This is a genomic window from Hamadaea sp. NPDC050747 (assembly GCF_040654195.1).
GTDB lineage: Bacteria > Actinomycetota > Actinomycetes > Mycobacteriales > Micromonosporaceae > Hamadaea.
This window is the reverse complement of record NZ_JBFAHM010000006.1, coordinates 56,125-79,077: the sequence shown is the minus strand read 5'-3', so window position 1 is coordinate 79,077 and position 22,953 is coordinate 56,125. Positions and strand designations below refer to the sequence as shown.

The following is a 22,953-nucleotide window of genomic DNA, read 5'->3' as shown; positions in this document are numbered from 1 at the left end:
TTATCTTTAGACCGCTATGGCGAAGATCCTCAGCGTCACCGTCAAGAGCGCCACCGTGCGACTCTTCGATCCACTCATTCGCGCCCTGCTGCGCGTCGGCGTGACGGCCAACGTCGTCACGGTCATCGGCACGCTCGGCGTCGGCGTGGGCGCCCTCGGCTTCGCGACCCGGGGTCACCTGGTCGCGGCGGTCGTGATCGTCACGCTCAGCGCGCTCACCGACGTCATCGACGGCGCGTTGGCCCGAGCCCAGCACAAGACCGGCAAGTTCGGCGCGCTCCTCGACTCCACCATGGACCGGATCGCGGACGGGATGGTCTTCGCCTCGCTGGCGTACTTCTACCGCGACGAGACCCCGACCCTGGTCGCCGTGCTCATCTGCCTGGTTGCCGGGCAGGTGGTCTCGTACGTCAAGGCGCGGGCGGAGGGGCTCGGCCTGGACGCCAACGTCGGCCTCGTCGAGCGGGCCGAGCGGCTCATCAGCATCGGCGTCGGCGCGCTGCTCACCGCGGCCGGCGTCGGCTGGGGCCTGCCCGCCGCGCTCTGGCTGCTCGCCGCCGGCTCGATCTTCACGATCGGCCAGCGGATGGTCCAGGCCGCCCGGTCGGACCGGCTCCAGGCCGCCGCGCAGCCGGCCGCCGGGTCGCAGGACGCCGCGTGAACCGCGACAAGCTCGTCGAGGTCGGGTTCGCGGCCGGCTGGCGGGTCGTACGGGCCCTGCCCAAGCCGGTCGCGGCGGCGGCCTTCCGGGCCGGTGCGGATCGTGCCGTGCGTCGTCAAGGCCCAGGGGTACGCCGGCTGGAGGGCAACCTCGGGCAGGTCCTCGGCGGTCCGGTGCCGCCCGAGCTGCTCCGCGACGCCGTACGCTCCTATGCCCGCTACTGGATGGAGTCGTTCCGGCTGCCGTCGCTGTCTCGGCAGCAGCTGCGGGACGGATTCGCCCTCGAGCACTGGGAGATGCTGCGGGAGGCCCGCGAGCGGGGGACCGGAGCGATCGTGGCGCTGCCGCACGCGGGGAACTGGGACGCGGCGGGAGCCTGGGTGACGGCGATGGGCATGCCCCTGACGACGGTCGCCGAGCGGCTGAAGCCGGAGGCCGTCTACCAGCGCTTCCTCGCGTACCGGGAGAGTCTGGGGATGCGGATCATCCCGACGGCGGGTGGCTCGGCGCCCACGACCGATCTGCTGGTCGAGGCGCTCAAGGACAACCACATCGTGCCGCTGCTGGCCGACCGGGATCTGTCGCGGCGGGGCGTCGACGTGCGCTTCTTCGGAGGCAAGGCGCGGATGCCGGCCGGTCCGGCGCTGCTGGCGCTGCGTACGGGGGCGCCGCTGTTCGTGGCGAGCCTCTGGTACGAGCCCGAGCGTCCGGTGGGACGGCTCGTCGGTCCCCTCGAACCCCCGCCGGAGGGTACCTTGACCGAGCGGGTGCGAGCGCTGACTCAGACGGTCGCCGACGAATTGGCCAAGGGCATCGCCCAGCACCCCGCCGACTGGCACATGCTGCAGAAGCTCTGGCTGGCCGAATAACCGCGGGCTGCGGGAAGAGGGGAGGGGCAGTGCGGATCGGGATCGTCTGCCCGTACTCGCTGGACGTGCCCGGTGGGGTGCAGTTTCACATTCGGGACCTGGCCGAGACGCTGCTCGGGCTCGGGCACGAGGTGAGCGTGCTCGCCCCGGCCGACGAGGACGCCGACCTGCCGGCGTACGTGGTGGCCGCGGGGCGTGCCGTCGCCGTGCCCTACAACGGGTCGGTGGCGCGGCTGGCGTTCGGGCCGATCTCGCTGGCCCGCGTACGCAAATGGCTGGGCAACGGGAAGTTCGACGTGCTCCACGTCCACGAGCCGATCACGCCGAGTCTGTCGATGCTGGCCGTGCTCGCCGCGGACGGTCCGGTCGTGGCGACCTTCCACACCGCCATGACGCGGTCGAAGATGATGGCCGCCGCCCAGGTCGCCCTGCAGGTGGTGCTGGAACGGATCACCGGCCGCATCGTGGTCAGCGATCTCGCCCGCCGGGTGCAGGTCGAGCACCTCGGCGGCGGTGGTGTGGAGATCCCGAACGGGGTGGCGGTCGCCAAGTTCGCCACCGCCGAACCGTTGCCCGGCTGGCCGGGCGAGGGTGGCGCGATCGGCTTCCTCGGCCGGTTCACCGAGCCCCGCAAGGGCTTCGGGCTGCTGGCCGAGGCGTTCGCCCGGATCGCCCCCGCCCGGCCGGGGCTGCGGCTGCTGCTGGCGGGCCCGAGCGACCTCGACGAGATCGAGCTGCCCTCGATCGTCCGCGAACGCCTCACCTTCCTCGGCAAGGTGTCCGAGCCGGACAAGGCCACGATGCTGCGCAGCGTCGACCTCTACGTCGCGCCCAACACCGGCGGCGAGTCCTTCGGGATGATTCTCACGGAGGCGATGGCGGCCGGGGCTCCCGTGGTCGCCAGCGACCTCGACGCCTTCCGCCGGGTGCTCGACGGGGGCCGGGCCGGTGCGTTGTTCGCCAACGGCGACGTGGACGCCCTTGCGCGTACCATCTCGGAGCTTTTGGACGACCCCGGACGCCGCACCGAGCTCGCGGCCAAGGCCACCGCAGTGGTGAGGGAGTTCGACTGGCCGGTGGTCGCGCGGCGCGTGCTGGAGGTGTACCAGACGGCGATCGACGCGAGCCCGGGCAAGGTCGTGCCCGGCGCGGACGAGTCGTTGACCGCCGGGTGAGCCCGCGCGGGTGAGCGACCACTACCATGCTCGACGTGGCGTGGGTGGTGGGAGTCGTGGCGGTCGTCGTCCTTGTGGGCACGTACGTCACCTGGCTCGCCGCCCGGCTCGACCGGCTCCACCTGCGGGCCGGCTCGGCCCGGCGAGCGCTCGACGCCCAGCTGGTACGCCGCGCGGCCGCTGCGGCGGTGCTCGCCGAGCAGGCCGAGACACCGCAGGACGACCTTTACCTCGCCGCCCGAGCCGCCCTCGACGCACCCAACGGTGAGCGGGAAGCGGCCGAGAACGACCTCACCCGGCGGCTGCGGGAACTGGACGTGACCGCGGCCAAGGCCGACCCGGCGCTGGTGGAGGCGGTCGACGCGGCCGGTCGGCGGCTGGCGCTGGCCCGGCAGGTCCACACCGACTCGGTCCGTGACGCCCTCACCCTGCGGGAGCACCGCATGGTGCGGATGCTGGCGCTGGCCCGGCGCCACCAGCGCCCGTCATACTTCGACATCGACGTCTAACCCCCGGCTTTTGCGCGATCATGAACTAGTGGTCGTGATCGACCGGCGCGTCGTGCCCTCAGGAGCCTGATCATTCCCCTGCGGCCATGATCGACATGCCGTGGGGAAGGCGGGCAGCGGGCCGGTTTGTGACTGGCGCCACACGGGCGGCCACCCGGATGTGATTGGCCGTAGGGCGGCCCGTTCGCGGACGCGTAACATCGCTGGTAGACCCCCCTTGTATCCGACAGGAGTTGATACCGCCATGTCCGAATCCGTCAGCACGGCCGCGGTCACCGGAACCGCACGCGTCAAGCGCGGCATGGCCGAACAGCTCAAGGGCGGCGTGATCATGGACGTGGTCACCCCCGAGCAGGCCAAGATCGCCGAGGACGCCGGCGCCGTCGCCGTCATGGCGCTCGAGCGCGTCCCCGCCGACATCCGCGCCCAGGGTGGCGTGTCCCGCATGTCGGACCCCGACATGATCGACGGGATCATCAGCGCCGTCTCGATCCCGGTGATGGCCAAGGCCCGTATCGGCCACTTCGTCGAGGCCCAGGTGCTGCAGGCGCTCGGCGTCGACTACGTGGACGAGTCCGAGGTGCTCACCCCGGCCGACTACGCCAACCACATCGACAAGTGGGCTTTCACCGTGCCGTTCGTCTGCGGTGCGACCAACCTGGGTGAGGCGCTGCGCCGGATCACCGAGGGCGCGGCGATGATCCGCTCGAAGGGCGAAGCCGGCACCGGCGACGTCTCGAACGCGACCACGCACATGCGGAAGATCCGCGGCGAGATCAAGCGGCTCACGAGCCTGCCCGAGGACGAGCTGTACGTCGCGGCCAAGGAGCTGCAGGCGCCGTACGAGCTGGTCAAGGAGATCGCGGAGACGGGCAAGCTGCCGGTCGTGCTGTTCACCGCGGGCGGCATCGCCACCCCGGCCGACGCCGCGATGATGATGCAGCTGGGCGCCGAGGGCGTCTTCGTCGGCTCCGGCATCTTCAAGTCGGGCAACCCGGCGCAGCGCGCCGCCGCCATCGTCAAGGCCACCACGTTCCACGACGACCCGGACGTCCTGGCGAAGGTGTCCCGGGGCCTCGGCGAGGCCATGGTCGGCATCAACGTCGACGAGATCCCGCAGCCGCACCGCCTGGCGGAGCGTGGCTGGTGAGTGCCGATACACGCGTGCGTGTATCGCCTGAAGCGCAGCCGGTCGTCGGGGTCCTCGCCCTCCAGGGCGATTTCCGCGAGCACCTGGCGGCGCTGGCGGAGTGCGACGTCATCGCCCGGCCGGTCCGCCGACCGGGCGAGGTCGCCGAGATCGACGCGTTGGTCATCCCCGGCGGCGAGTCCACCACGATGAGCAACCTGGCCCAGGAGTTCGAGGTCTTCGAGCCGATCCGCGAGCGGCTGCGAGCGGGGCTGCCCGCGTACGGGACGTGTGCCGGGATGATCATGCTCGCCGACGAGGTCCTCGACGGCCGGCCGGATCAGCGTTCCTTCGGCGGCCTGGCACTCCAGGTACGCCGTAACGCCTTCGGCCGCCAGGTCGACTCGTTCGAGACGCCGGTCGAGATCGCCGGAGTCGAGGGCGGTCCGGTCACCGCGGTGTTCATCCGCGCGCCCTGGGTGGAGAAGGTGATCGGCGACGTCGCGGTGCTGGGGCAGGTGGGCGACGGCCCGGACGCTAGGATTGTCGCGGTCCGGCAGGGCAACCTGCTCGCGACCTCATTCCACCCGGAGCTCACCGGGGACCTGCGCCTGCACCGCTACTTCGTGGACATGGTGCGGTCCGCGGTCTGACCGCAACACGACGGAGGGGTTATGTCCGGCCACTCAAAGTGGGCGACTACCAAGCACAAGAAGGCTGCCATCGACGCCAAGCGTGGCAAGCTCTTCGCCCGCCTCATCAAGAACATCGAGGTCGCGGCGCGTACTGGTGGTGGTGACCCCGGCGGAAACCCGACGCTCTATGACGCGATCCAGAAGGCGAAGAAGAGTTCCGTCCCGAACGACAACATCGACCGCGCCGTCAAGCGGGGCTCCGGCCTGGAGGCCGGCGGCGCCGACTGGCAGACGATCATGTACGAGGGCTACGGGCCGAACGGCGTCGCGCTGCTCATCGAGTGCCTCACCGACAACCGCAACCGTGCCGCCACCGAGGTGCGCGTGGCGCTGACCCGCAACGGCGGCAACCTCGCCGACGCCGGGTCGGTGGCGTACATGTTCACGCGGAAGGGCCAGGTGCTGGTCCCGAAGAACACCCTGACCGAGGACGACGTCCTGGGCGCGGTGCTCGACGCCGGCGCCGAGGAGGTCAACGACCTCGGGGAGTCGTTCGAGGTGATCTCGGAGTCGACCGACCTGGTCGGCGTACGCGAGGCGCTGCAGAAGTCCGGGATCGACTACGAGTCGGCCGAGTCCACCTTCGTCCCCAGCGTCCAGGTGGCGCTGGACGAGGAGGGGGCGCGGAAGGTCTTCAAGCTGATCGACGCGCTCGACGACTGCGACGACGTCCAGAACGTGTACGCGAACTTCGACGTGTCGGACGACGTCATGGCGGCTATCGACGCCTGAGCGTTCCCCACGGGTACGCAGAACGCTGGATCACTCGGGTACGCAAAGCGCCGGATCGCTCCCCACGGGTACGCAGAACGCTGGATCAGGGTTCCCGGTCGAATCATGAGGCGAGATTCGACCGGGAACCCTGATCCAGAGCCATGAGTGGGGGATCAGGTCGTGCCGCGCCAGTGGCCCAGCGTGGTGATGCCGATGATCCATCCGGTGAACAGCCCGTAGAGCGCCCCGTTCCCGGCGCTCTGGAACGCCGTCAGCAGCGACGGGTTGCTCCGGATGAAGGTCGTCAGCAGTGCGGCGAGCGCCGCCGCGAAGATGTACGCCGACCAGCCCGCGAAGAACTGGCTGAGGGTGCCCCGGGCGCGGGCGAGCTGCTGGCCGGTCGTGAGCATCAGGAAGACGCCGGTCAGCACGATCAGCAGGATCGCCTTCAGGTCGTCGGCGAGGACGTCGCCGAAGGTGTCGTTGCTGTCGAAGCGCCAGGCCGGCCAGCCGAGCAGCCGCAGGAACCAGCCGCCGGCGGTGTCGGGGTTCGTGTGGTCGGCGGCCCAGTTCCGGTACCACGGGCTGCCGAAGACCAGCACCAGCACGAGCGCGGTGAGGACGCCGGCGCCGGTGGCGGTCCGATATCGAGAGAGCACTGCCATGTCGTTCGGGTTACCCCGAACAACAAGAACGACAAACGCGGCTAGGCGATCTCCAAATAGGACCCTGCTTCGGTCGCGGCCGCGACGGGGTCGCCCGCGCGAATCGCCGCGATTAGTCCACTGTGGTCGCAGTAGCTCTCCGGGGTGAGCACGCTGCCGATGCGCTCGCTCAGGCTCGCACGAAGGGCTGCGCCGAAGGACGCGTACAACTCGGCCAGCATCGAGTTGTGCGCGGCCGCGACCACCGCCATGTGCAAGCGGGCGTCGACCTCCACGAACGACGCGGCGTCTCCGTCGGCCCAGGCCCGCTCGCGCGCGTCCAGCGCCGCTTCGAGCAGTCTCAGGTCTTCAGGGGTACGCCGTAGGGCGGCGAGCCGGGCCGCCTCGACTTCGAAGGCGCGACGGACTTCGACGGCCTCGTCGAGCTTCGCGCCGGTGAGCCGGCGGCTCGCCGCGCCGGTGAGTTCGTCGGTGGCGAGCACGTAGGTGCCCGACCCCTGCCGGCGTTCGAGGATGCCCGCGTGGACCAGGGCGTTCACCGCCTCGCGGACGGTGTTGCGGCCGACGCCGAGCGCGGCGACGAGGTCCGGTTCGGGCGGGATGCGGGTGCCGACCGGCCATTCGCCGCTGGTGATCTGCTCCTGGAGCTGCTCGACCACCTGGGGGACGAGGGTCTGGCGCGACGCCGAGCGCAGGCTCATCTGTGTCGGTCCTTACATCCGGTTTCACAATTCGTCCCATGATTCTACGATCGGATCTATGAGTTCGCCAGCCGTGACCGCCCCCGCACCCTCCCGTCACGTCTTGGCGCCCGCGATGGCGCTGGTCGGCATCCTCCTCGTCGCGTTGAACCTGCGAGCCGCGATCACGAGCCTCGGCGCCCTCCTCGACGAGGTACGCGTAGGGCTGCACCTGTCGGGCGCGCTCGCCGGCATCGTCACGACGCTCCCGGCGCTCAGCTTCGCCGCGTTCGGGGCGCTGACCCCGTGGCTGACGCGGCGGTTCACGCCGGCTCGCGTACTGGTGGGGGCGATGGCCGCGCTCGCCCTCGGCGAACTGCTCCGGGCCACGACGCACTCGGCCGCGATCTTCGTCGCGCTCAGCGCCCTGGCGCTGGCCGGGATCGCCGTCGCCAACGTGCTGCTGCCCGTCATGGTCAAGACGTACTTCCCCGGCCGGGCCGGCCTGGTCACGGGCGTCTACACGATGACGCTCACCGCGGGGACGACCGCGGCCGCGGCGGCCTCCGTGCCGATCGCCGAGGCGTTCGGGTCCTGGCGGGCCGGGCTCGGCGTCTGGGCCGTGATCGCCGTCGTCGCGATGCTGCCCTGGCTGCGTGCGGGCCTTCGGCGTACGCCGCCGGGCACTCGTTCATCGGGCGCGGCGCTGGCCCGCGTCCACCCGGGTCGCAAGCCGCTCGGCTGGGCGATGGCGGTCTACTTCGGCACGCAGTCCCTCTCCGGGTACGCCACCATGGGCTGGCTGGCCCAGATCTTCCGCGACGCCGACTACAGCCCGACGACGGCTGGGCTTCTGCTCGCCGGGGTGACCGGAGTCGGTGTGCCGATCGCGTTGCTCATGCCGGCGCTCGCCGGACGGATGCGAAACCTGCGCAGCCTGGTGCTCGGGATGTCGGTGGCGATGGTCGCCTCCTACGTCGGACTCGCGCTGGCCCCGCACGGTGGCGCGGTCGCCTGGGTCGTCCTGCTCGCCATCGGCCAGGGTGCGTTCCCGCTGGCCCTGGCGATGATCGGGATGCGCGCCCGCACCTCCGAGGGCACCGTGGCGCTCTCCGCGTTCGCCCAGTCCACCGGCTACCTGATCGCGGCGCTCGGCCCGTTCGTCGTAGGCATGCTCTACGCGGCGACCTCGGGCTGGGTCGTGCCGATCGGCTTCCTCATCGTGGCCGCGCTCGTCCAGGGCGTCGCCGGAGTCTTCGCCGCCAAGCCCCGCTTCATCGAGGACTGACTCCCCCCTCGCTCCGTCTTCGGCGCTGTTCTTCGGCGCTGGATCAGGGAACTCGGTCGAATCTTGCCCCAAGATTCGACCCAGTTCCCCTATACAACGCCCCGCGGGCGGTCGGGGGGGCACCCACGGACCGCCCGAAGGACGACGTGTGTGGATACGCCCCTGAAACAACGCTGAATGTGTGGATCGCCGACATGGCCCGGGTTCGCTCCCGGGCCATAGGTTTTCGCGACATCAGTGGTCGGCGTCACACCTTCGCCGCCACTGCCGCGAACGCGAGCACACAGGAGGCGGCTGCCCATGGCGCACAGCGCGCTCACCGCGCGCGCCCTGACCCGCGATTTCCGCGGCTTCCGGGCGGTGGACGCGGTCGATCTCGACGTCGCCGACGGCAGCGTGCACGCGCTCGTCGGGCCGAACGGGGCGGGCAAGACGACGCTGTTCAATCTGCTCACCGGTTTCCTCGCGCCCACCGCCGGGCGGATCGAGGTGGGCGGACGCGACATCACCGGGCTCGCTCCGGAGAAGATCGCCCGGCTCGGGGTGGCCCGCAGTTTTCAGATCACCAGCCTGTTCGGTCAGCTGACCTGCCGGGAGCACGTCGAGCTGGCGTTGGCGGGGGACCTCGGCTGGAAGTTCTGGCGATCGGACAAGCTGCTGCACCGCCACCGCGACCGGGCGCTGGACCTGCTCGGGCAGGTCGGGCTGGCCGAGCATGCCGAATCCACGGCGGACAGTCTGGCGTACGGGCGGAAGCGGGCGCTCGAACTGGCGCTGGCCCTGGCGCTGGACCCGAAGGTGCTGCTACTCGACGAGCCGACCGCCGGGATGGGCGTGGAGGACGTCGACCGCACCGTCGAACTGATCGGCCGCGTACGCGACGGGCGGACCGTGGTCATGGTGGAGCACAACATGAGCGTCGTCGGGGCGCTGGCCGACAAGGTCACCGTGCTCCAGGCCGGGAAGGTGCTCGTCGAGGGCGCGTACGCCGAAGTCCGCGACGACGAGCGCGTCATCAGCGCGTACCTGGGAGAAGCGCATGTTGCGGATTGACGGCCTGAACGCCTGGTACGGCGAGGCGCAGGTGCTGCGCGACGTGGCGCTGGAGGTGGCCGCGGGCGAGGTGGTGACCTTGTGCGGCCGTAACGGCGCCGGGAAGACCACGCTGCTGCGCAGCGTGATGGGGCTGCACCAGCAGCAGCGGGGCGCGGTCAGCCTGCGCGGCGCGGACATCAGCCGGAAGCCTCCGCACACCCGGGCTCGGCTCGGCCTCGGCTGGGTCCAGGACGACCGCGGCAGCTACGCCACGCTGACGGTGACCGAGAACCTGACGTTGCCGCCCCGGGTCGGGCCGCGCGCGTGGTCGCTGGACCGCGTCTACGAGATGTTCCCGAACCTGTACGAGCGCCGGAACTCGCCGGCGACCAAGTTGTCCGGCGGCGAGCAGCAGATGCTCGCGCTGGCCCGGGTTCTGCGGATGGGCGCCGAACTGCTGCTCTGCGACGAGCCGACGGAAGGACTGTCGCCGCTGCTCGTGCAGCGGGTCGGCGAGATCCTGCGGCTCGTGAAGGCCGACGGCGCGACCGTGCTGCTCGTCGAGCAGAACCTGCATTTCGCCACCACCGTCGCCGACCGGCATTACCTGCTGGCCGAGGGCCGGGTCGTGGAGTCCCTCGACAACACCGAGGTGCGTAACCGCGAGCGCGAGCTGCTCGCGTACCTGGGCATCTGATTGATTCTCAACGAGGAGAGACGCATGAAGAAGTTCGCGACCACGCTGGGCGCGGTGGCGTTGCTCGTCACCGCGTGCGGCGGTGGCCCGCAGTCCGGCGGGGACAGCAAACTCACCGGCGGCAAGATCGTGCTCGGCGTGCTCAACGACCAGTCGGCGGGCTACTCGGCGCTGTCGGGCAAGAACTCCGTCGAGGCCGTCAAGATGGCGATCGAGGACTTCAAGGCCAAGTACGGCGACAAGGCGGTGACTAAGGACATCGAGGTGGTCGACGCCGACCACCAGAACAAGCCGGACGTGGCCAACACCAAGGCGGCCGAGTTCTACGACCGGGACGGGGTCGACGCGATCCTCGACGTGCCCACGTCGTCGGCGGCGCTGAAGGTCGCCGACGTCGCGAAGGCGAAGAAGAAGCTGTACTTCAACATCGGCGCGGCGACGACCGACCTCACCGGCAAGTCCTGCAACAAGTACACGTTCCACTACGCGTACGACACCTACATGCTGGCCAACGGCACCGGCAAGAACGCCACCGAGAACGGCGCGAAGAACTGGTACATCGTGTACCCGAACTACGCCTTCGGCCAGGACATGGAACGCAGCTTCAAAGCGGCGGTGGAGAAGGCCGGCGGCCACGTCGTCGGCGAGGACGCGGCGCCGTTCCCGAGCGACAACTTCTCGACCTATCTGCTCAAGGCGCCGACGCTGAACCCGAAGCCGGACGTCATCGGCACCATGCAGGCCGGGGCGGACCTGGTGAACCTCGTCAAGCAGTACAACGAGTTCAAGCTGAGGGACAAGGGAGTGGGGCTGTCCGTCGGCCTGATGTTCCTGACCGACATCCACTCGCTGACCCCGGCGGCGCTGGCCGGCACGACCTACACCGATGCCTGGTACTGGAACTTCGACGCCAAGAACCGGGAATGGGCCGACAAGTTCAAGGCGCGTACGGGATCGCGGCCGACCTTCGCGCACGCCGCGAACTACTCGGCGGCCACGCAGTACCTGGAGGCTGTGCAGGCGGCGGGGTCCGACGACGCGGACAAGGTCGTCGCCCAGCTCGAAGGCAAGAAGGTCGACGACTTCTTCCTGCGCAACGGCGAGATCCGCAAGGCCGACCACCGGGTACTGCACGACGCGTACCTGGCGCAGGTGAAGCAGCCGGAGGAGGTCAAGGAGGACTGGGACTACGTGAAGATCCTCAAGACGATCCCGGCGGCTGAGGCCTTCCGCGCCCCCAGTCCCGACTGCCAGATGTCCGGCGCCTGATACCGGAACAGACACTTCGGCGGCCCGGCCCGGTGAGAGCCGGGCCGGGCCGCCGGACCGCAACGAGAGAGCCGACATGGTCAACTTTCTGGAGCAGACCTTCAACGGTCTGGTGAGCGGCAGCTTCCTGGCGCTGCTCGCGCTCGGGCTCGCCGTCATCTTCGGCCTGCTGCGGGTGGTCAACTTCGCCCACGGCGCGATCTACATGCTGGGCGCGTTCGGGGCGTACGTGCTGGCCGACGAACTGGGCCTGCCGTTCTGGGCGGCCCTGCTCGCCGTGCCGGTCGGGCTGGCCGTCGTCGGGATGGTGCTCGAACGCGCCTTCATCCATCGGCTGACCCGGCTCGACCCGCTGTACAACTTCCTGCTGACCTTCGGCTTGACGCTGATCCTGCAGGACCTGGTGAAGGCACGGTACGGCGTCCAGTCGTCGCCGTACGCCGTGCCGAGCGCCCTGTCCGGCAGCGTGGACCTCGGCTTGTTCGAGTTCCCGGCGTACCGGGTGTTCGTGCTCGGGGTCTCGGTCGCGATCTGCGTCGGCGTCTGGGCTTTGCTGACGCGTACGCGGGTCGGCATGGTCGTCCGCGCCGCGACCGAGCGGCCGGAGCTGACCCGGGCCTTCGGCATCAACGTGGGCCGGTGGATCACTCCGGTCTTCGGCTTCGGTGTGGCGCTGGCCGGTCTCGCCGGGGTGCTCGCCGCCCCGATGCGGGCGGTCAATCCGCTGATGGGAGCGGATCTGATCATCGTCGTGTTCGCGGTCGTCGTGATCGGCGGCCTCGGCTCGATCTTCGGCTCGGTGGCGGTCGGGTTCGTCATCGGGGTGGCCCAGGTCTGGGCCGAGGCGTACGCCCCGGAGTCGTGGCGGGCGCTCATCGCCCAGACCCTGCCCTTCGTTCTCATGGCGGTCGTGCTCCTGTGGCGCCCGGCCGGCCTGTTCGGCCGCGAGGAGATCGCGTGACTACCATCGCCCCGTCCGACACCGGCACCGTCGAGCCCGCGCCCGCGAAGCCCGGTGGTGGGGTAGTGCGGCGTTTTGCGGGTCCGGTCCTGCTCGCCGCCGGGCTGATCGTCGCGGTGTGGCTGCCGAACGGCATCTACACCGGGCTGGCCGTCGACTTGTTGTGCTGGGCGCTGTTCGCGGTCTCCGTCGACCTGCTGCTCGGGTACGCCGGTCTGCTGTCGTTCGGGCACGCGGCGTACTGGGGGTCGTCGGCGTACGCGACGGGGCTGCTCGCCGTCCATCTAGGACTGCCGTTCCCCCTGGCGGTGCTGGGCGGGGCGCTGACCGCCGCGTTGATCGCCGTGCCGGTCGGCTACCTCGCGGTCAAACGAGTCGGCATCTACTTCGCCATGGTGACCCTGGCCTTCGCGCAGATGATCTATTTCATCGCCAACGAGTGGCGCAGTGTGACCGGCGGCGAGAACGGGATGCAGTCGGTGCCCCGCACCCTGGGCTCGGTCGATCTGAGCGACAACTACTACTTCTACTACGCCGCGCTGCCGATCGTCCTGGGTGGACTGTGGCTGACCTGGCGCATCGTGCACTCGCCGTTCGGCCGAGTGCTGGTCGCCATCCGCGACAACCCCGCCCGCGCGCGGGCCCTCGGCTATCCCGTCCACCGCTACAAGCTCGCCGCGTTCGTGTTGTCCGCGTTCGTCGCCGGGCTGGGCGGCGGGCTGTTCGCGCTGGCTCACCAGTTCGTCAGCCTCGACACGCTGCACTGGACCACCTCCGGCAAGGCCGTGATCATGGTCGTGCTCGGCGGCATCGCCACGCTCTGGGGCGCGCTGTTCGGCTCCAGTTTCGTCGTCGTGCTGGAGGACTCGTTGTCGCAGGCCGACTTCGCGAGCCCGGGGCTGATCACCGGCGGCGTCTTCGTGCTGGCCGTGCTGCTGTTCCGCCGGGGTCTGTGGGGGAGCGTGGCGGCGATCGTGCGCCGCCGGTTCTAGCCCGCGCGTGGTTCTGAAGGCGCTGGATCAGGGTTCCCGGCCGAATCTTCCGTCAAGATTCGGCCGGGAACCCTGATCTGCTTGGGAGCCAGGAGGCGGTAGGCCACCGGCCCCGCGAACGGCAGGCCCACGATCGCCAAGACCACGGCCAGGCCGACGGTCACGCCAGTCGGCAACGCCAGGCCCGCGAGCCAGACCAGGCCCGCGACGATCAGCTCGTACGCGACGACGCCGAGCCCGGTCGCGAACAGTGCTTTGGCCATGACCCGCGCCGCGCCGGGTCGCGCCGGTCGCAGGATTCTCGGCAGCGCTTGGAGTCCGAGCAGCAGGGTCAGTCCCGCGACGCCGCCGGCGCCGATCCCGGCGATGCTGGCGGGCAGGACGAGCGCCGGGTGCCCGGCGAGCAGCCCGGTGCGGTTCAGCGCTGTGTCGGCGGCGTACGCGCCGAGGATCCCGCCGCCCACGCCGAAGACGAGGATGCCGAGGGCAGTGCGGGTCTTGGCCACCCGGCGCACTGTACAAGGTCAGGCTGTGCGGGTGAGGAGACTCACAATCGAAACGATACGGTGCCGTATCAGAACTGCGGGGCGTAGTGTTCCCCTGGATGCGAGACGGAACCGTTCCGTTTCGTAAAAGATTCGTGACACTGGGGGGAACTCCCGTGGAGACTCAAGCAAATTCCGGGCACCCGAGGCGCTGGGCCATCCTCGCGGTGCTGGTCGTGTCGTTGCTCGTCGTCGTGCTCGACAACACCGTGCTGAACGTGGCCCTCAAGAACCTCGCCGACCCGGTCAAGGGTCTCGGCGCCACCCAGGGTGAGCTGGAGTGGGCGATCAACTCCTACACCCTGGTCTTCGCGGGGATGCTCTTCACCTTCGGCGTGCTCGCCGACCGGATGGGCCGCAAGAAGGTCCTCATCGCCGGCCTGATCCTGTTCGCCCTGACCTCCCTGGTCTCGGCGTACGCCCAGAACCCCGGTCAGCTCATCGCCGCACGGGCGGTCATGGGCCTCGGCGGCGCCGCGATCATGGCGACCACGCTGCCGATCATCACCAACGTCTTCGACCCGCGGGAACGGGCACGCGCCATCGGCATCTGGGCCGGCGCCGTCGGCCTCGGCGTGGCGCTCGGCCCGATCCTGGCGGGCGCGCTGCTGGAGCGGTTCTGGTGGGGCTCGATCTTCATGATCAACCTGCCGATCATCGCCGTCGGCCTGCTCTTCGTCGCGGCGATCGTGCCGGACTCGCGCAACCCGAGGCCGGGCCGCATCGACGTGCCGGGAGTGGCGCTGTCGATCCTCGGCCTCGCCGCACTGGTCTACGGCATCATCGACGGCGGTCAGGCCGGCTTCGGCGAGCCGAGCGTCTGGGCCTGGATCGCGGTCGGCGTCGTCGCGCTGGCGGTCTTCGTCTGGTGGGAGAACCGCACCGAGCACCCGTCGCTGGACGTCAAGCTGTTCAAGGACGCGCGGTTCGCCGCGGCGACGAGCCTGGTCGGGCTCTCCTTCTTCGCGGCCATGGGCGTGTTCTTCTTCATGTCCTTCTTCCTGCAGCTGGTCCGGGGCTACTCGCCGCTGCAGACTGGTCTGTTGATGCTGCCGTTCGCGGCCGCCCAGCTGATCTTCGCGCCGCTGTCGGCCAGCTTCGTCAAGCGGTTCGGCGCCAAGGCGGTCAGCGCCGTCGGCGTCACGATCGTGACCCTGGCGACCGCGGGCTACCTGCTCATCGACGAGACCAGCTCGATCCTGCTGGTGATCGGCATGTTCTTCGCCTTCGGCGTGGGCATGGCCAACATCATGCCGCCCGCCACCGACGCGATCATGGCCTCGGTGCCCCGCGAGAAGGCCGGCGTCGGCTCGGCGGTGAACAACACCGTCCGGCAGGTCGGCGGCGCGCTCGGCGTGGCGATCCTCGGCTCCGTGCTGTCGTCGGTGTACCGCAACGGCGTCGACGACACCGTGGCCGGGTTGCCGAAGGAGGTCCCGGCGCAGGCCAAGGACGCGATCAACGAGTCCGTGGCCGGTGCGCACGCGGTCGCCGACCAGCTCGCCGGCACGCCCTTCGCCGGAGCCGCCAACGCCCTGGTCAGGGCGGCCGACTCGGCCTTCGTCGACGCGGTGCACGCGGCGGCTCTCGGCTCGGTCGCCGTCGGCGTCGTCGGCCTGATCGTGGTGCTCGGCTGGCTGCCGGGCAAGGCCAAGCCGAACACCGCCGCCGAGGCGGCCGAGAAGGCCATGACCGCCGAGCGGGCGGTTGAGGCGGTCGAGGTCGGGTAAGGTTTCCCTACCATGACGAACACGAGCAGCGTCGATCTACCGGAGGCCGCGCCGGGGGCCAAGGCGCCTTCGGAAGGCACGGCTTCCCGGCTCGACGACGCCGGCACGGAGGCTCCGCGGGCGGTCGGCCGCCCGCGGAGCACCCGCGCGCACGAGGCCATCATCGACGCCGTCCTCGACCTGCTGGCCGAGGGCACCTCGGTCGGCGAACTGTCCATTGAGGCGGTCGCCGCCCGGGCCGGAGTCGGCAAGGCCACGATCTATCGGCGCTGGTCGGGCAAGAACGATCTGATCCTCGAGGCGATCCGGGCGTTGAAGGCGCCGCAGCAGGTCGACGAAGGGCTGTCGGTCCGCGACAACCTCGTCAAGCTGCTCAGCGTGGTGAGCGTGAGCGCCGATCCCCGGGCGGCGCGGGTGTTCCCGTGCATCGTCCCCGAGGTGTTGCGCAATCCCGAACTCTGGGGCCTCTACCAGCAGATCGTCGAACCGCGCCGGGTGCGTACGCGGGAAGTCCTCGAACGGGGGATTTCCGCCGGCGAGCTCCGCGCGGACACCGACGTCGAGATGGTCGCGCTGATGCTCACCGGACCCGTTATGTTGCAACGAATGCTCAAGTGGAGTCCCACCATCGACGACGCGACCCTGCCCGAGCGCGTGGTCGACACGCTCCTGCAAGGGATCGCCGTTCCCCGGAATTGACCGGCGTTGGCACATAGAGTGCTAAACGGGCGCTGCGCGCGCCGGTCGATAGGGAGAACAGTTCTATGGAAGGCTCACCAGCAACAGAACAGCTCCGGATCGCGTTGGTCGCACCACCCTATTTCGACATCCCTCCCGCGGCGTACGGCGGAGTCGAGGCCGTCGTCGCGGACCTGGCCGACGCCCTTGTGGACGCCGGTCACCAGGTCACCCTGATCGCCGCCGGACGCAACGGAACCAAGGCCGACTTCGTCCCCGTGTGGGACGAGATCCAGGCCGACCGGCTCGGCGACCCGTTCCCCGAGGTGGCGCACGCCGCGGCGGCCCGTCAGGCGGTCACCCGGCTCGCGGAGACGATCGGGCTCGACGTGGTCCACGATCACACGCTCGCCGGGCCGCTGAACGCGCCCTATTACGAGACGCTCGACCTGCCGACGGTCATCACCGCGCACGGCCCGGTCACCGGCGATCTGCGTGGGCTCTACCGCACGCTGGGCGCCGAGGTGCACCTGGTCGCCATCTCGCACCGCCAGCGCGTCCTGGCCCCCGAGCTCAACTGGGTCGGCACCGTCCACAATGCAGTACGCGTGGAGACCTTCCCGTTCCAGCCGGAGAAGGGGGCGTACGCGCTGTTCCTGGGCCGATTTCATCCGGACAAGGGAGCGCACCTGGCGTTGGACGCCGCGCACGCGGCCGGAGTGCCGCTCGTGCTGGCCGGCAAGTGCAACGAACCGCTGGAACAGCGGTACTTCGACCGGGAGGTCAAACCCCGGCTCACCGCCGACGACCTGGTCTTCGGCATGGCCGACGCGACCGAGAAGCGCAAACTGCTCGCCGAGGCACGGTGCCTGTTGTTCCCGATCCAATGGGAGGAACCGTTCGGCATGGTGATGATCGAGGCGATGGCCTGCGGAACTCCGGTCGTCGCCCTGCGTGGCGGCGCGGTCGCCGAGGTCGTCGTCGACGGCGTCACCGGGTTCGTCCGGGACGATCCGGCCGACCTGCCGCAGGCGGTGCACGACGCGGCTGCGCTGGACCCGGCCGCCTGCCGCCGGCTCGTCGCCGACAGCTTCACGGTCGACCATCTCGGCGCGGGATACGTCGCGGCCTACCGGCACGCCATTCGGCGTACGCGTGGACGGCGGCTGCGGCTCGCACCGCTGATGCTTGCCTGAGCCGGTCATTTCTTCGGCGCTGGATCAGGGTTCTCGGTCGAATCTTGGCTGACTGCACTCCTGGCGGCTCGCCCAAGGCTCCCCGGCGAGATTCGACCCGGAACCCTGATCCAGCGCTTCCACGTGCGGGCGGTCAGGCTCCGGTGCGCAGGCGGTGCAGGCGCAGCGCCAACTGCACTTCGAGCGCGCGTTCCGGGCGCTGCCAGTCCGGCCCGAGCAGCTGGGCGACCCGGTCCAGCCGTTGAGTGACGGTGTTGACATGGACGTGCAGCTGCTCGGCGGCGCGAGCCAGGCTGCCGCCCGCGCCGAAGTAGCACTCCAGCGTCTTGACCAGCGCGGTTCCCCGGCGGCTGTCGTAGTCGACGACCGGGCCGATGGCGTGCTGGAGGAACCGGGCCACACCCCGGTCGCCGCCGTCGGTCACCGCGCCGAGCAGCAGGCCGACGAAGCCGAGCTCCGAAGTGGATGCCGCTTCGCCGGTTCGGCCCAGGGCGACCAACGCGGTCACGCAGCGATCCGCTTCGGCGTACGCGTGGGCCTGTGCGGCTGCTCCGGTAGCCGGGCCGGCCGAGCCGACCGTGACCGGGCGCCCCAACGCCCGGGTCAGATCCTTGGCGACCGCACGGGCGGTGGCTCCGGCGTCGCCGCCGGGCAGCATCAGGACGACTCGCCCGTCCCGGGTCGCCGAGAGCCCGGACCGGGTGGCGGCGTACGTGACGCCCCAGGACGCGGCCCGTTGCCGCAGGGCGCCGGACGAGCCGAACTCGTCTCCGATGGCCACCATGACGTGCGGGGAATCGAGATCCACGCCGATCCGGCGAGCGCGTACGCGCAACGCGTCGACGTCGCGCCCGGGCCGGGCGATGAGGTCGTCCAGCAGCTCTCCGCGTACGCGACCCTCGGCCTCGGCCAGGTTGCGCCGGAACAGCTGCACCAGGGCGGTGACGAGGGCGGCCCGTTCGAGGATCTGCTGGTCGGCGTCGGCGAGCGGCTGCTGCGGACGGCAGACGAGGGTGCCCAGGTTCTCCGTTCCGGCGACGACGGCGGCGTACCAGAGGGCGTCCCGGCGGACCGCGTGTCCTTCGGCGCGGGCGGCGGTGACCGCCTCGGCCAGCGTGGACGAGTCCGGCGTACGCAGATCGCCGACGAGCGCCAGAGTGCGGCCGTCCGCGTCGAGGACGAGCAGCGAACCGCCGAGGGCGTCGGTGACCGCCGCCGCCACGTCCTCGACACCGCCGCCGCGGACGACCAACGAGGTCATGCGGTCGTGCGCGGCCGCCGCGCGTTCGACCGAACCGCTGTGCGCCCGGATCACCTCGTTGGCCGCCGACAACTCGGTCAACGCCGCCTGCGTCTCGGTGAGCAGCCGGGCGGTGTCGATCGCGACGGCGGCGTGCGCGGCCAGCGAGACGAGCAGGGCCACCTCCTCCCGGGCGAACGGGCGGGCGGACCGGTTCGCGGCGTACAACACGCCGATGACCTGCGCGCCCAGCCGCAACGGCACGCCCAGGATCGCCACGAGCCCCTCTTCGCCGACCCCGGCGTCCACCTCGCCGAGGTGCTGGAACCGGCTGTCCTTCGCGTAGTCGGCCGTTGCGTAAGGCGTACCAGTCTGGGCGACGAGGCCGCCCAACCCCCCGCCGAGCGGCAGCCGGAGGCGCTGGAACCGCGCGGAGATCGAGCCGTCGGTGACCCGCATGTAGGTGTCGCCGCGCTCGGGGTCGTTGAGGGTGAGGTACGCGATGTCGGTGCCCAGCAGGTTGCGCGAGCGGTGGACGATCGCGGACAGGACGCTGTCGAGGTCGCGCAGGCCGGCCAGGTCGCTGGCGGTGTCGTAGAGCCCGGACAGCTCCAGCTCCCGGCGACGGCGGCGTTCCAGCAGCGCACGGACCCGCAAGGCGACGGTCTTGGCCTCCTCGAGCGCGGCGAGTTCCTCGGGGGCCGCGCCGTCGGCGCGCGCCTGGAGGAGCGGGCCCTCGAACTCGACCGGGCTCGCCTCCCGTTCCAGCAGCTCCAGCAGGTGGGACAGCGGTGTCATGCGGAGCATTCTCAGTGTGCTGTCCATCCGCCGTCCATCGCGATGCTGGTTCCGGTGATGAAAGATGCGGCCGGTGTGCACAGGTACGCCATCAGTTCGGCGACTTCGTCCGGTTCGATCAGCCGCTTGATCGCCGCCTTGGCGAGCATGATCTCGGTGACGACCTCGGCTTCGGCGATCCCGTGCGCCCGGGCCTGGTCGGCGATCTGCCCCTCGACCAGCGGCGTACGCACGTAGGCCGGGTTGATGCAGTTGGAGGTGACCCCGTGCGGGGCTCCTTCGAGCGCGGCGACCTTGCTCAGCCCCTCCAGACCATGTTTCGCGGCGACATACGCGGCTTTGAACGGCGACGCACGCAACCCGTGAACGGAGGAGATGTTGACGATCCGGCCCCAGCCCTGCGCGTACATGTGCGGCAGGGCCCGCCGGACCAGCAGGAACGGCGCGACGAGCATGACCTGTTCGATGTACGCGAACCGGTCGGGCGGGAACTCCTCCAGCGGCGCGACGTGCTGCAGGCCGGCGTTGTTCACCACGACGTCCAGTTCGGCCGGGACCGCGTCGGGCGCGGCGGGGTCGGCGAGGTCGACCACGATGGCGGTGCCGTTCGTCTCGGCGGCGACCTTGCCCGCCGCCTCGGGGTCGCGATCGACCACGAGCACATGGGCCCCGGCGGCGGCGAGCCGGCGGGCGCACGCCCGCCCGATGCCACTGCCCGCCCCGGTGACCAGCGCGGTCTTGCCCGACAGGTCCAGGCCCACGGTTTCCCCGATCGTCATGCGCAGAAATTACGAGCGTGCGACCTGGCAACACATGTGTCCGCGCCACACACTCCTCACCTGGTTCGTGTGCGGCGGCGCGTGCTTGCGGGCGCGGGAGCTTTCGCGGGCCGGGCTTTCGCGGGCCGGGCTCTCGCGGGGGCGGGCTCTCGCGGGGGCGGGCTCTCGCGGGCCGGGCATTCGCGTTATCCCGGATAGTGCGGCCTTCCGGGCGAGGAATAGCCGCGTTATCCCGGATAACGCGCGCCGCCGAGCGGAGCGAACGCGCGGCGGGGACGGCTGATCATGCGGCGTGCCGTGCGAACACTGTCGGGGCCGGACGATAGGGTGTCGTACACGTGTGCGGGGAGGGGTGAAGTCGGTTGCGCGTGCTGGGAGTCGACCCCGGGCTCACCCGCTGCGGCGTCGGCGTGGTCGAGGGAGTCCCCGGGCGTCCGTGCACGCCGATCGCGTACGAGGTGGTGCAGAGCGACCCGGACGAGGAGCTGGCCCACCGGCTGTTGCGTTTGGACGATCGGCTGACCGAGCTGATCGCGTTGCATCAGCCGGACGGCGTGGCCGTGGAGCGCGTCTTCAGCCAGCACAACGTGCGCACGGTGATGGGCACCGCGCAGGCGGGCGCGGTCGCGATCCTCGCGGCGGCGCGTGCCGGGCTGCCGGTGGCGCTCTACACTCCCAGCGAGGTCAAGGCGGCGGTGACCGGTTCGGGCACGGCCGACAAGGCTCAGGTCACCGCGATGGTCACCCGCCTGCTGCGGCTCGACGCTCCGCCCAGGCCGGCGGACGCGGCCGACGCGCTGGCCCTGGCGATCTGCCACGTGTGGCGTGGCGGGACGCGGGACAAGGTGGCGGCGGCGTTGCAGCAGTATCGGAGGGGTCGATGATCGCGAGCGTGGCGGGCAGGGTCGCCTGGGTCGGCGCGGACACCACTGTGGTCGAGGTCGGCGGGGTCGGCCTGGCCGTGCACTGCACGCCCAACACGCTGGCCACCCTGCGGGTCGGCCATGACGCGCGGCTGTCCACGACGCTCATCGTCCGCGAGGACGCGCTCACCCTCTACGGCTTCGTCGACGACGAGGAGCGGGAGATCTTCGAGCTCCTGCAGACGGTGGGTGGGGTCGGCCCGCGGGTCGCCCAAGCCGTGCTGTCGGTCCATTCCCCTTATTCAGTACGCGTGGCGATCGCGCACGGCGAGGTCGGCGTGTTGACCAAGGTGCCCGGGATCGGCAAGAAGGGCGCCGAGCGGATCATCCTCGAACTGCGCGACAAGGTCGGCCCGGTCGACGCGGCCGCCTCCGTGAAGGGCGTGCCCCGGCAGATGCCCTGGCAGGAGCAGGTACGCCAGGGTCTGGTCGGGCTGGGCTGGACGGCGAGTCAGGCGGATCAGGCGATCGGCACCGTCGCGTCCGGCCTCGACGACGGGCCGACGCCGCCGGTGCCCGTCCTGCTGAAGCAGGCGATCAAGCTGCTGGGTAGGGCCCGGTGAGCGAATCCGTCGTCAGCGCGGTCGCCTCGCCGGAGGAGCGTGACGCCGAGGCGACCGTCCGGCCGAAGCGCCTCAGCGAGTTCATCGCCCAGGAGCGCGTACGCGAGCAGCTGGAAGTTCTGCTGCACAGTGCGCTGCGCCGGGGCTCGCCGCCGGATCACATCCTGTTCTCCGGCTCGCCGGGGCTCGGCAAGACGACGCTGGCCATGATCGTCGCCGCCGAGCTGGGCGGTGGACTGCGGATGACCAGCGGCCCGGCCATCGAGCGCTCCGGCGACCTGGCCGCGATCCTGACCAGCCTCGCCGCCGGTGACGTGCTGTTCATCGACGAGATCCACCGCATCGCGAAGCCGGCCGAGGAACTGCTCTACTCGGCGATGGAGGACTTCCGGGTCGACGTCATCGTCGGCAAGGGACCGGGCGCGACCGCCATTCCGCTGGACGTGGAGCCGTTCACCCTGGTCGGGGCGACCACCCGGGCCGGGCTGCTCACCGGGCCGATGCGCGACCGGTTCGGCTTCGTCGGGCACCTCGAGTTCTACACCGGCACGGAGCTGACGGCGTTGCTGCACCGATCGGCCCAGATCCTCGGCGTACCGGTGACCGGCGAGGGCGTCGAGGAGATCGCGGGGCGGTCGCGGGGGACACCCCGGATCGCCAACCGGCTGCTGCGGCGCGTACGCGACTATGCCGAGCTGCGGGCCGACGGCGTGGTCACGCTGGACGCGGCCAAGGCCGCGCTGCGCGTCTACGACGTCGACGACCTCGGGCTGGACCGGCTGGACAAGGCGGTGCTGGCGGCGCTGGTCGAGACGTTCGGCGGGGGACCGGTCGGGCTGTCGACGCTGGCCGTCGCGGTGGGGGAGCAGCCGGAGACCGTCGCCGAGGTCTGTGAGCCCTTTCTCGTCCGGGCCGGCCTGCTCGCGCGTACGCCCCGGGGCCGGGTGGCGACCCCGGCCGCCTGGCAGCACCTCGGCCGCACGCCGCCGAACCACGTGTTTCCGGGGCAGACGGGCACGCAACTCCCGGGACAAACGGCCGGGAATGGTATGTTTTCCGGCGGCGCCGCCGGGGCGCCGGATCTGTTCAGCACTGCGGACGAAGCCGAATAAGTGCCGTGATCGTAATGTGATCGCCACGGGGGGTGTGGCGATCGGCGGTC

Annotated in this window: 24 protein-coding genes; 19 read left to right on the top strand and 5 right to left on the bottom strand. The window is 70.6% G+C overall.

What is annotated here, in order from left to right:
- Positions 1–16 precede the first annotated feature (16 nt).
- The 7 genes from pgsA to AB0H43_RS15200 all read left to right on the top strand — a co-directional run bounded on the left by pgsA (position 17) and on the right by AB0H43_RS15200 (position 5,770).
- A complete protein-coding gene (pgsA, locus tag AB0H43_RS15230; RefSeq protein ID WP_359999948.1) occupies positions 17–661 on the top strand; it encodes a phosphatidylinositol phosphate synthase in 645 nt (214 codons plus the stop codon).
- On the top strand, positions 658–1,530 hold the full coding sequence (locus AB0H43_RS15225; RefSeq protein WP_359999947.1) for a phosphatidylinositol mannoside acyltransferase: 873 nt from the start codon (positions 658–660) through the stop codon (positions 1,528–1,530). Before pgsA ends, AB0H43_RS15225 begins: the two co-directional genes overlap by 4 nt.
- Positions 1,531–1,559: 29 nt before the next feature.
- Positions 1,560–2,705, top strand: coding sequence for a glycosyltransferase family 4 protein (locus AB0H43_RS15220; protein WP_359999946.1), 1,146 nt, complete (start codon positions 1,560–1,562; stop codon positions 2,703–2,705).
- 35 nt (positions 2,706–2,740) lie between these two features.
- Complete coding sequence (locus tag AB0H43_RS15215; RefSeq protein ID WP_359999945.1) at positions 2,741–3,214, top strand: hypothetical protein; 474 nt, start codon at positions 2,741–2,743, stop codon at positions 3,212–3,214.
- A 244-nt stretch (positions 3,215–3,458) separates the two neighbouring features.
- Complete coding sequence (gene pdxS / locus AB0H43_RS15210; RefSeq protein WP_253752164.1) at positions 3,459–4,364, top strand: pyridoxal 5'-phosphate synthase lyase subunit PdxS; 906 nt, start codon at positions 3,459–3,461, stop codon at positions 4,362–4,364.
- 14 nt (positions 4,365–4,378) lie between these two features.
- Positions 4,379–4,996, top strand: a complete 618-nt coding sequence (gene pdxT, locus AB0H43_RS15205) for a pyridoxal 5'-phosphate synthase glutaminase subunit PdxT (RefSeq protein ID WP_359999944.1) — start codon at positions 4,379–4,381, stop codon at positions 4,994–4,996.
- A 21-nt stretch (positions 4,997–5,017) separates the two neighbouring features.
- Positions 5,018–5,770, top strand: a complete 753-nt coding sequence (locus AB0H43_RS15200; protein ID WP_359999943.1) for a YebC/PmpR family DNA-binding transcriptional regulator — start codon at positions 5,018–5,020, stop codon at positions 5,768–5,770.
- A gap of 155 nt (positions 5,771–5,925) precedes the next feature.
- Here the strand turns inward: AB0H43_RS15200 and AB0H43_RS15195 are convergent, their stop codons facing one another.
- Positions 5,926–6,417: a hypothetical protein gene (locus AB0H43_RS15195; protein WP_359999942.1), complete on the bottom strand. Its 492-nt coding sequence runs from the start codon at positions 6,415–6,417 to the stop codon at positions 5,926–5,928.
- A gap of 41 nt (positions 6,418–6,458) precedes the next feature.
- On the bottom strand, positions 6,459–7,118 hold the full coding sequence (locus tag AB0H43_RS15190; protein ID WP_359999941.1) for a FadR/GntR family transcriptional regulator: 660 nt from the start codon (positions 7,116–7,118) through the stop codon (positions 6,459–6,461).
- A 58-nt stretch (positions 7,119–7,176) separates the two neighbouring features.
- Here AB0H43_RS15190 and AB0H43_RS15185 point away from each other — a divergent pair, with 58 nt between their 5' ends.
- The 6 genes from AB0H43_RS15185 (at position 7,177) to AB0H43_RS15160 (ending at position 13,339) form a co-directional block, all read left to right on the top strand.
- Positions 7,177–8,385 (top strand): MFS transporter, encoded by a 1,209-nt coding sequence (locus AB0H43_RS15185; RefSeq protein WP_359999940.1) that lies wholly within the window; start codon positions 7,177–7,179, stop codon positions 8,383–8,385.
- Positions 8,386–8,685: 300 nt separating this feature from the next.
- Positions 8,686–9,438 carry an ABC transporter ATP-binding protein gene (locus tag AB0H43_RS15180; protein ID WP_359999939.1) on the top strand — a complete coding sequence of 251 codons (753 nt, stop codon included), beginning with the start codon at positions 8,686–8,688 and terminating at the stop codon, positions 9,436–9,438.
- On the top strand, positions 9,425–10,117 hold the full coding sequence (locus AB0H43_RS15175) for an ABC transporter ATP-binding protein (RefSeq protein ID WP_359999938.1): 693 nt from the start codon (positions 9,425–9,427) through the stop codon (positions 10,115–10,117). Before AB0H43_RS15180 ends, AB0H43_RS15175 begins: the two co-directional genes overlap by 14 nt.
- A 24-nt stretch (positions 10,118–10,141) precedes the next feature.
- A complete protein-coding gene (locus AB0H43_RS15170) occupies positions 10,142–11,386 on the top strand; it encodes an ABC transporter substrate-binding protein (protein ID WP_359999937.1) in 1,245 nt (414 codons plus the stop codon).
- Between the two features lie 76 nt (positions 11,387–11,462).
- The gene (locus tag AB0H43_RS15165; protein ID WP_359999936.1) at positions 11,463–12,347 is read left to right on the top strand and encodes a branched-chain amino acid ABC transporter permease; all 885 of its coding nucleotides are present in this window, start codon (positions 11,463–11,465) and stop codon (positions 12,345–12,347) included.
- Between the two features lie 65 nt (positions 12,348–12,412).
- Positions 12,413–13,339 (top strand): branched-chain amino acid ABC transporter permease, encoded by a 927-nt coding sequence (locus AB0H43_RS15160; protein ID WP_360000352.1) that lies wholly within the window; start codon positions 12,413–12,415, stop codon positions 13,337–13,339.
- Here AB0H43_RS15160 and AB0H43_RS15155 read toward each other — a convergent pair.
- Complete coding sequence (locus AB0H43_RS15155; RefSeq protein WP_359999935.1) at positions 13,336–13,845, bottom strand: hypothetical protein; 510 nt, start codon at positions 13,843–13,845, stop codon at positions 13,336–13,338. The two genes, AB0H43_RS15160 and AB0H43_RS15155, sit on opposite strands and share 4 nt — an antisense overlap.
- Positions 13,846–14,000: 155 nt before the next feature.
- Between AB0H43_RS15155 and AB0H43_RS15150 the strand changes: the two genes are divergently transcribed.
- The 3 genes from AB0H43_RS15150 to AB0H43_RS15140 all read left to right on the top strand — a co-directional run bounded on the left by AB0H43_RS15150 (position 14,001) and on the right by AB0H43_RS15140 (position 17,488).
- Positions 14,001–15,614 carry an MFS transporter gene (locus AB0H43_RS15150; protein ID WP_359999934.1) on the top strand — a complete coding sequence of 538 codons (1,614 nt, stop codon included), beginning with the start codon at positions 14,001–14,003 and terminating at the stop codon, positions 15,612–15,614.
- A 12-nt stretch (positions 15,615–15,626) separates the two neighbouring features.
- Entirely contained in the window at positions 15,627–16,313 is a 687-nt protein-coding gene (locus tag AB0H43_RS15145; RefSeq protein WP_359999933.1) for a TetR/AcrR family transcriptional regulator, read from the top strand.
- A 65-nt stretch (positions 16,314–16,378) separates the two neighbouring features.
- Positions 16,379–17,488, top strand: coding sequence for a glycosyltransferase family 4 protein (locus AB0H43_RS15140; RefSeq protein WP_359999932.1), 1,110 nt, complete (start codon positions 16,379–16,381; stop codon positions 17,486–17,488).
- A 133-nt stretch (positions 17,489–17,621) separates the two neighbouring features.
- Here AB0H43_RS15140 and AB0H43_RS15135 read toward each other — a convergent pair whose 3' ends face one another.
- Both AB0H43_RS15135 and AB0H43_RS15130 read right to left on the bottom strand, forming a co-directional pair.
- Positions 17,622–19,526 (bottom strand): helix-turn-helix domain-containing protein, encoded by a 1,905-nt coding sequence (locus AB0H43_RS15135; RefSeq protein ID WP_359999931.1) that lies wholly within the window; start codon positions 19,524–19,526, stop codon positions 17,622–17,624.
- Between the two features lie 11 nt (positions 19,527–19,537).
- Entirely contained in the window at positions 19,538–20,305 is a 768-nt protein-coding gene (locus tag AB0H43_RS15130) for a 3-hydroxybutyrate dehydrogenase (protein ID WP_359999930.1), read from the bottom strand.
- Between the two features lie 362 nt (positions 20,306–20,667).
- Between AB0H43_RS15130 and ruvC the strand changes: the two genes are divergently transcribed.
- From ruvC to ruvB, 3 genes are read left to right on the top strand one after another with little or no spacing between them, the layout of a single operon-like run.
- Entirely contained in the window at positions 20,668–21,189 is a 522-nt protein-coding gene (ruvC, locus tag AB0H43_RS15125) for a crossover junction endodeoxyribonuclease RuvC (RefSeq protein ID WP_359999929.1), read from the top strand.
- Complete coding sequence (gene ruvA / locus AB0H43_RS15120) at positions 21,186–21,791, top strand: Holliday junction branch migration protein RuvA (protein WP_359999928.1); 606 nt, start codon at positions 21,186–21,188, stop codon at positions 21,789–21,791. Before ruvC ends, ruvA begins: the two co-directional genes overlap by 4 nt.
- The gene (gene ruvB, locus AB0H43_RS15115) at positions 21,788–22,903 is read left to right on the top strand and encodes a Holliday junction branch migration DNA helicase RuvB (protein ID WP_359999927.1); all 1,116 of its coding nucleotides are present in this window, start codon (positions 21,788–21,790) and stop codon (positions 22,901–22,903) included. The genes ruvA and ruvB overlap by 4 nt, the downstream gene beginning before the upstream one ends.
- Positions 22,904–22,953: the final 50 nt, after the last annotated feature.

Coding starts and splice junctions, on each gene's coding strand:
- pgsA (WP_359999948.1), top strand. CDS start 17: ATGGCGAAGATCCTCAGCGTCACCGTCAAGAGCGCCACCGTGCGACTC.
- pdxS (WP_253752164.1), top strand. CDS start 3,459: ATGTCCGAATCCGTCAGCACGGCCGCGGTCACCGGAACCGCACGCGTC.
- AB0H43_RS15200 (WP_359999943.1), top strand. CDS start 5,018: ATGTCCGGCCACTCAAAGTGGGCGACTACCAAGCACAAGAAGGCTGCC.
- AB0H43_RS15195 (WP_359999942.1), bottom strand. CDS start 6,417: ATGGCAGTGCTCTCTCGATATCGGACCGCCACCGGCGCCGGCGTCCTC.
- AB0H43_RS15190 (WP_359999941.1), bottom strand. CDS start 7,118: ATGAGCCTGCGCTCGGCGTCGCGCCAGACCCTCGTCCCCCAGGTGGTC.
- AB0H43_RS15185 (WP_359999940.1), top strand. CDS start 7,177: ATGAGTTCGCCAGCCGTGACCGCCCCCGCACCCTCCCGTCACGTCTTG.
- AB0H43_RS15180 (WP_359999939.1), top strand. CDS start 8,686: ATGGCGCACAGCGCGCTCACCGCGCGCGCCCTGACCCGCGATTTCCGC.
- AB0H43_RS15175 (WP_359999938.1), top strand. CDS start 9,425: ATGTTGCGGATTGACGGCCTGAACGCCTGGTACGGCGAGGCGCAGGTG.
- AB0H43_RS15170 (WP_359999937.1), top strand. CDS start 10,142: ATGAAGAAGTTCGCGACCACGCTGGGCGCGGTGGCGTTGCTCGTCACC.
- AB0H43_RS15165 (WP_359999936.1), top strand. CDS start 11,463: ATGGTCAACTTTCTGGAGCAGACCTTCAACGGTCTGGTGAGCGGCAGC.
- AB0H43_RS15145 (WP_359999933.1), top strand. CDS start 15,627: ATGACGAACACGAGCAGCGTCGATCTACCGGAGGCCGCGCCGGGGGCC.
- AB0H43_RS15140 (WP_359999932.1), top strand. CDS start 16,379: ATGGAAGGCTCACCAGCAACAGAACAGCTCCGGATCGCGTTGGTCGCA.
- AB0H43_RS15135 (WP_359999931.1), bottom strand. CDS start 19,526: ATGACACCGCTGTCCCACCTGCTGGAGCTGCTGGAACGGGAGGCGAGC.
- AB0H43_RS15130 (WP_359999930.1), bottom strand. CDS start 20,305: ATGACGATCGGGGAAACCGTGGGCCTGGACCTGTCGGGCAAGACCGCG.
- ruvA (WP_359999928.1), top strand. CDS start 21,186: ATGATCGCGAGCGTGGCGGGCAGGGTCGCCTGGGTCGGCGCGGACACC.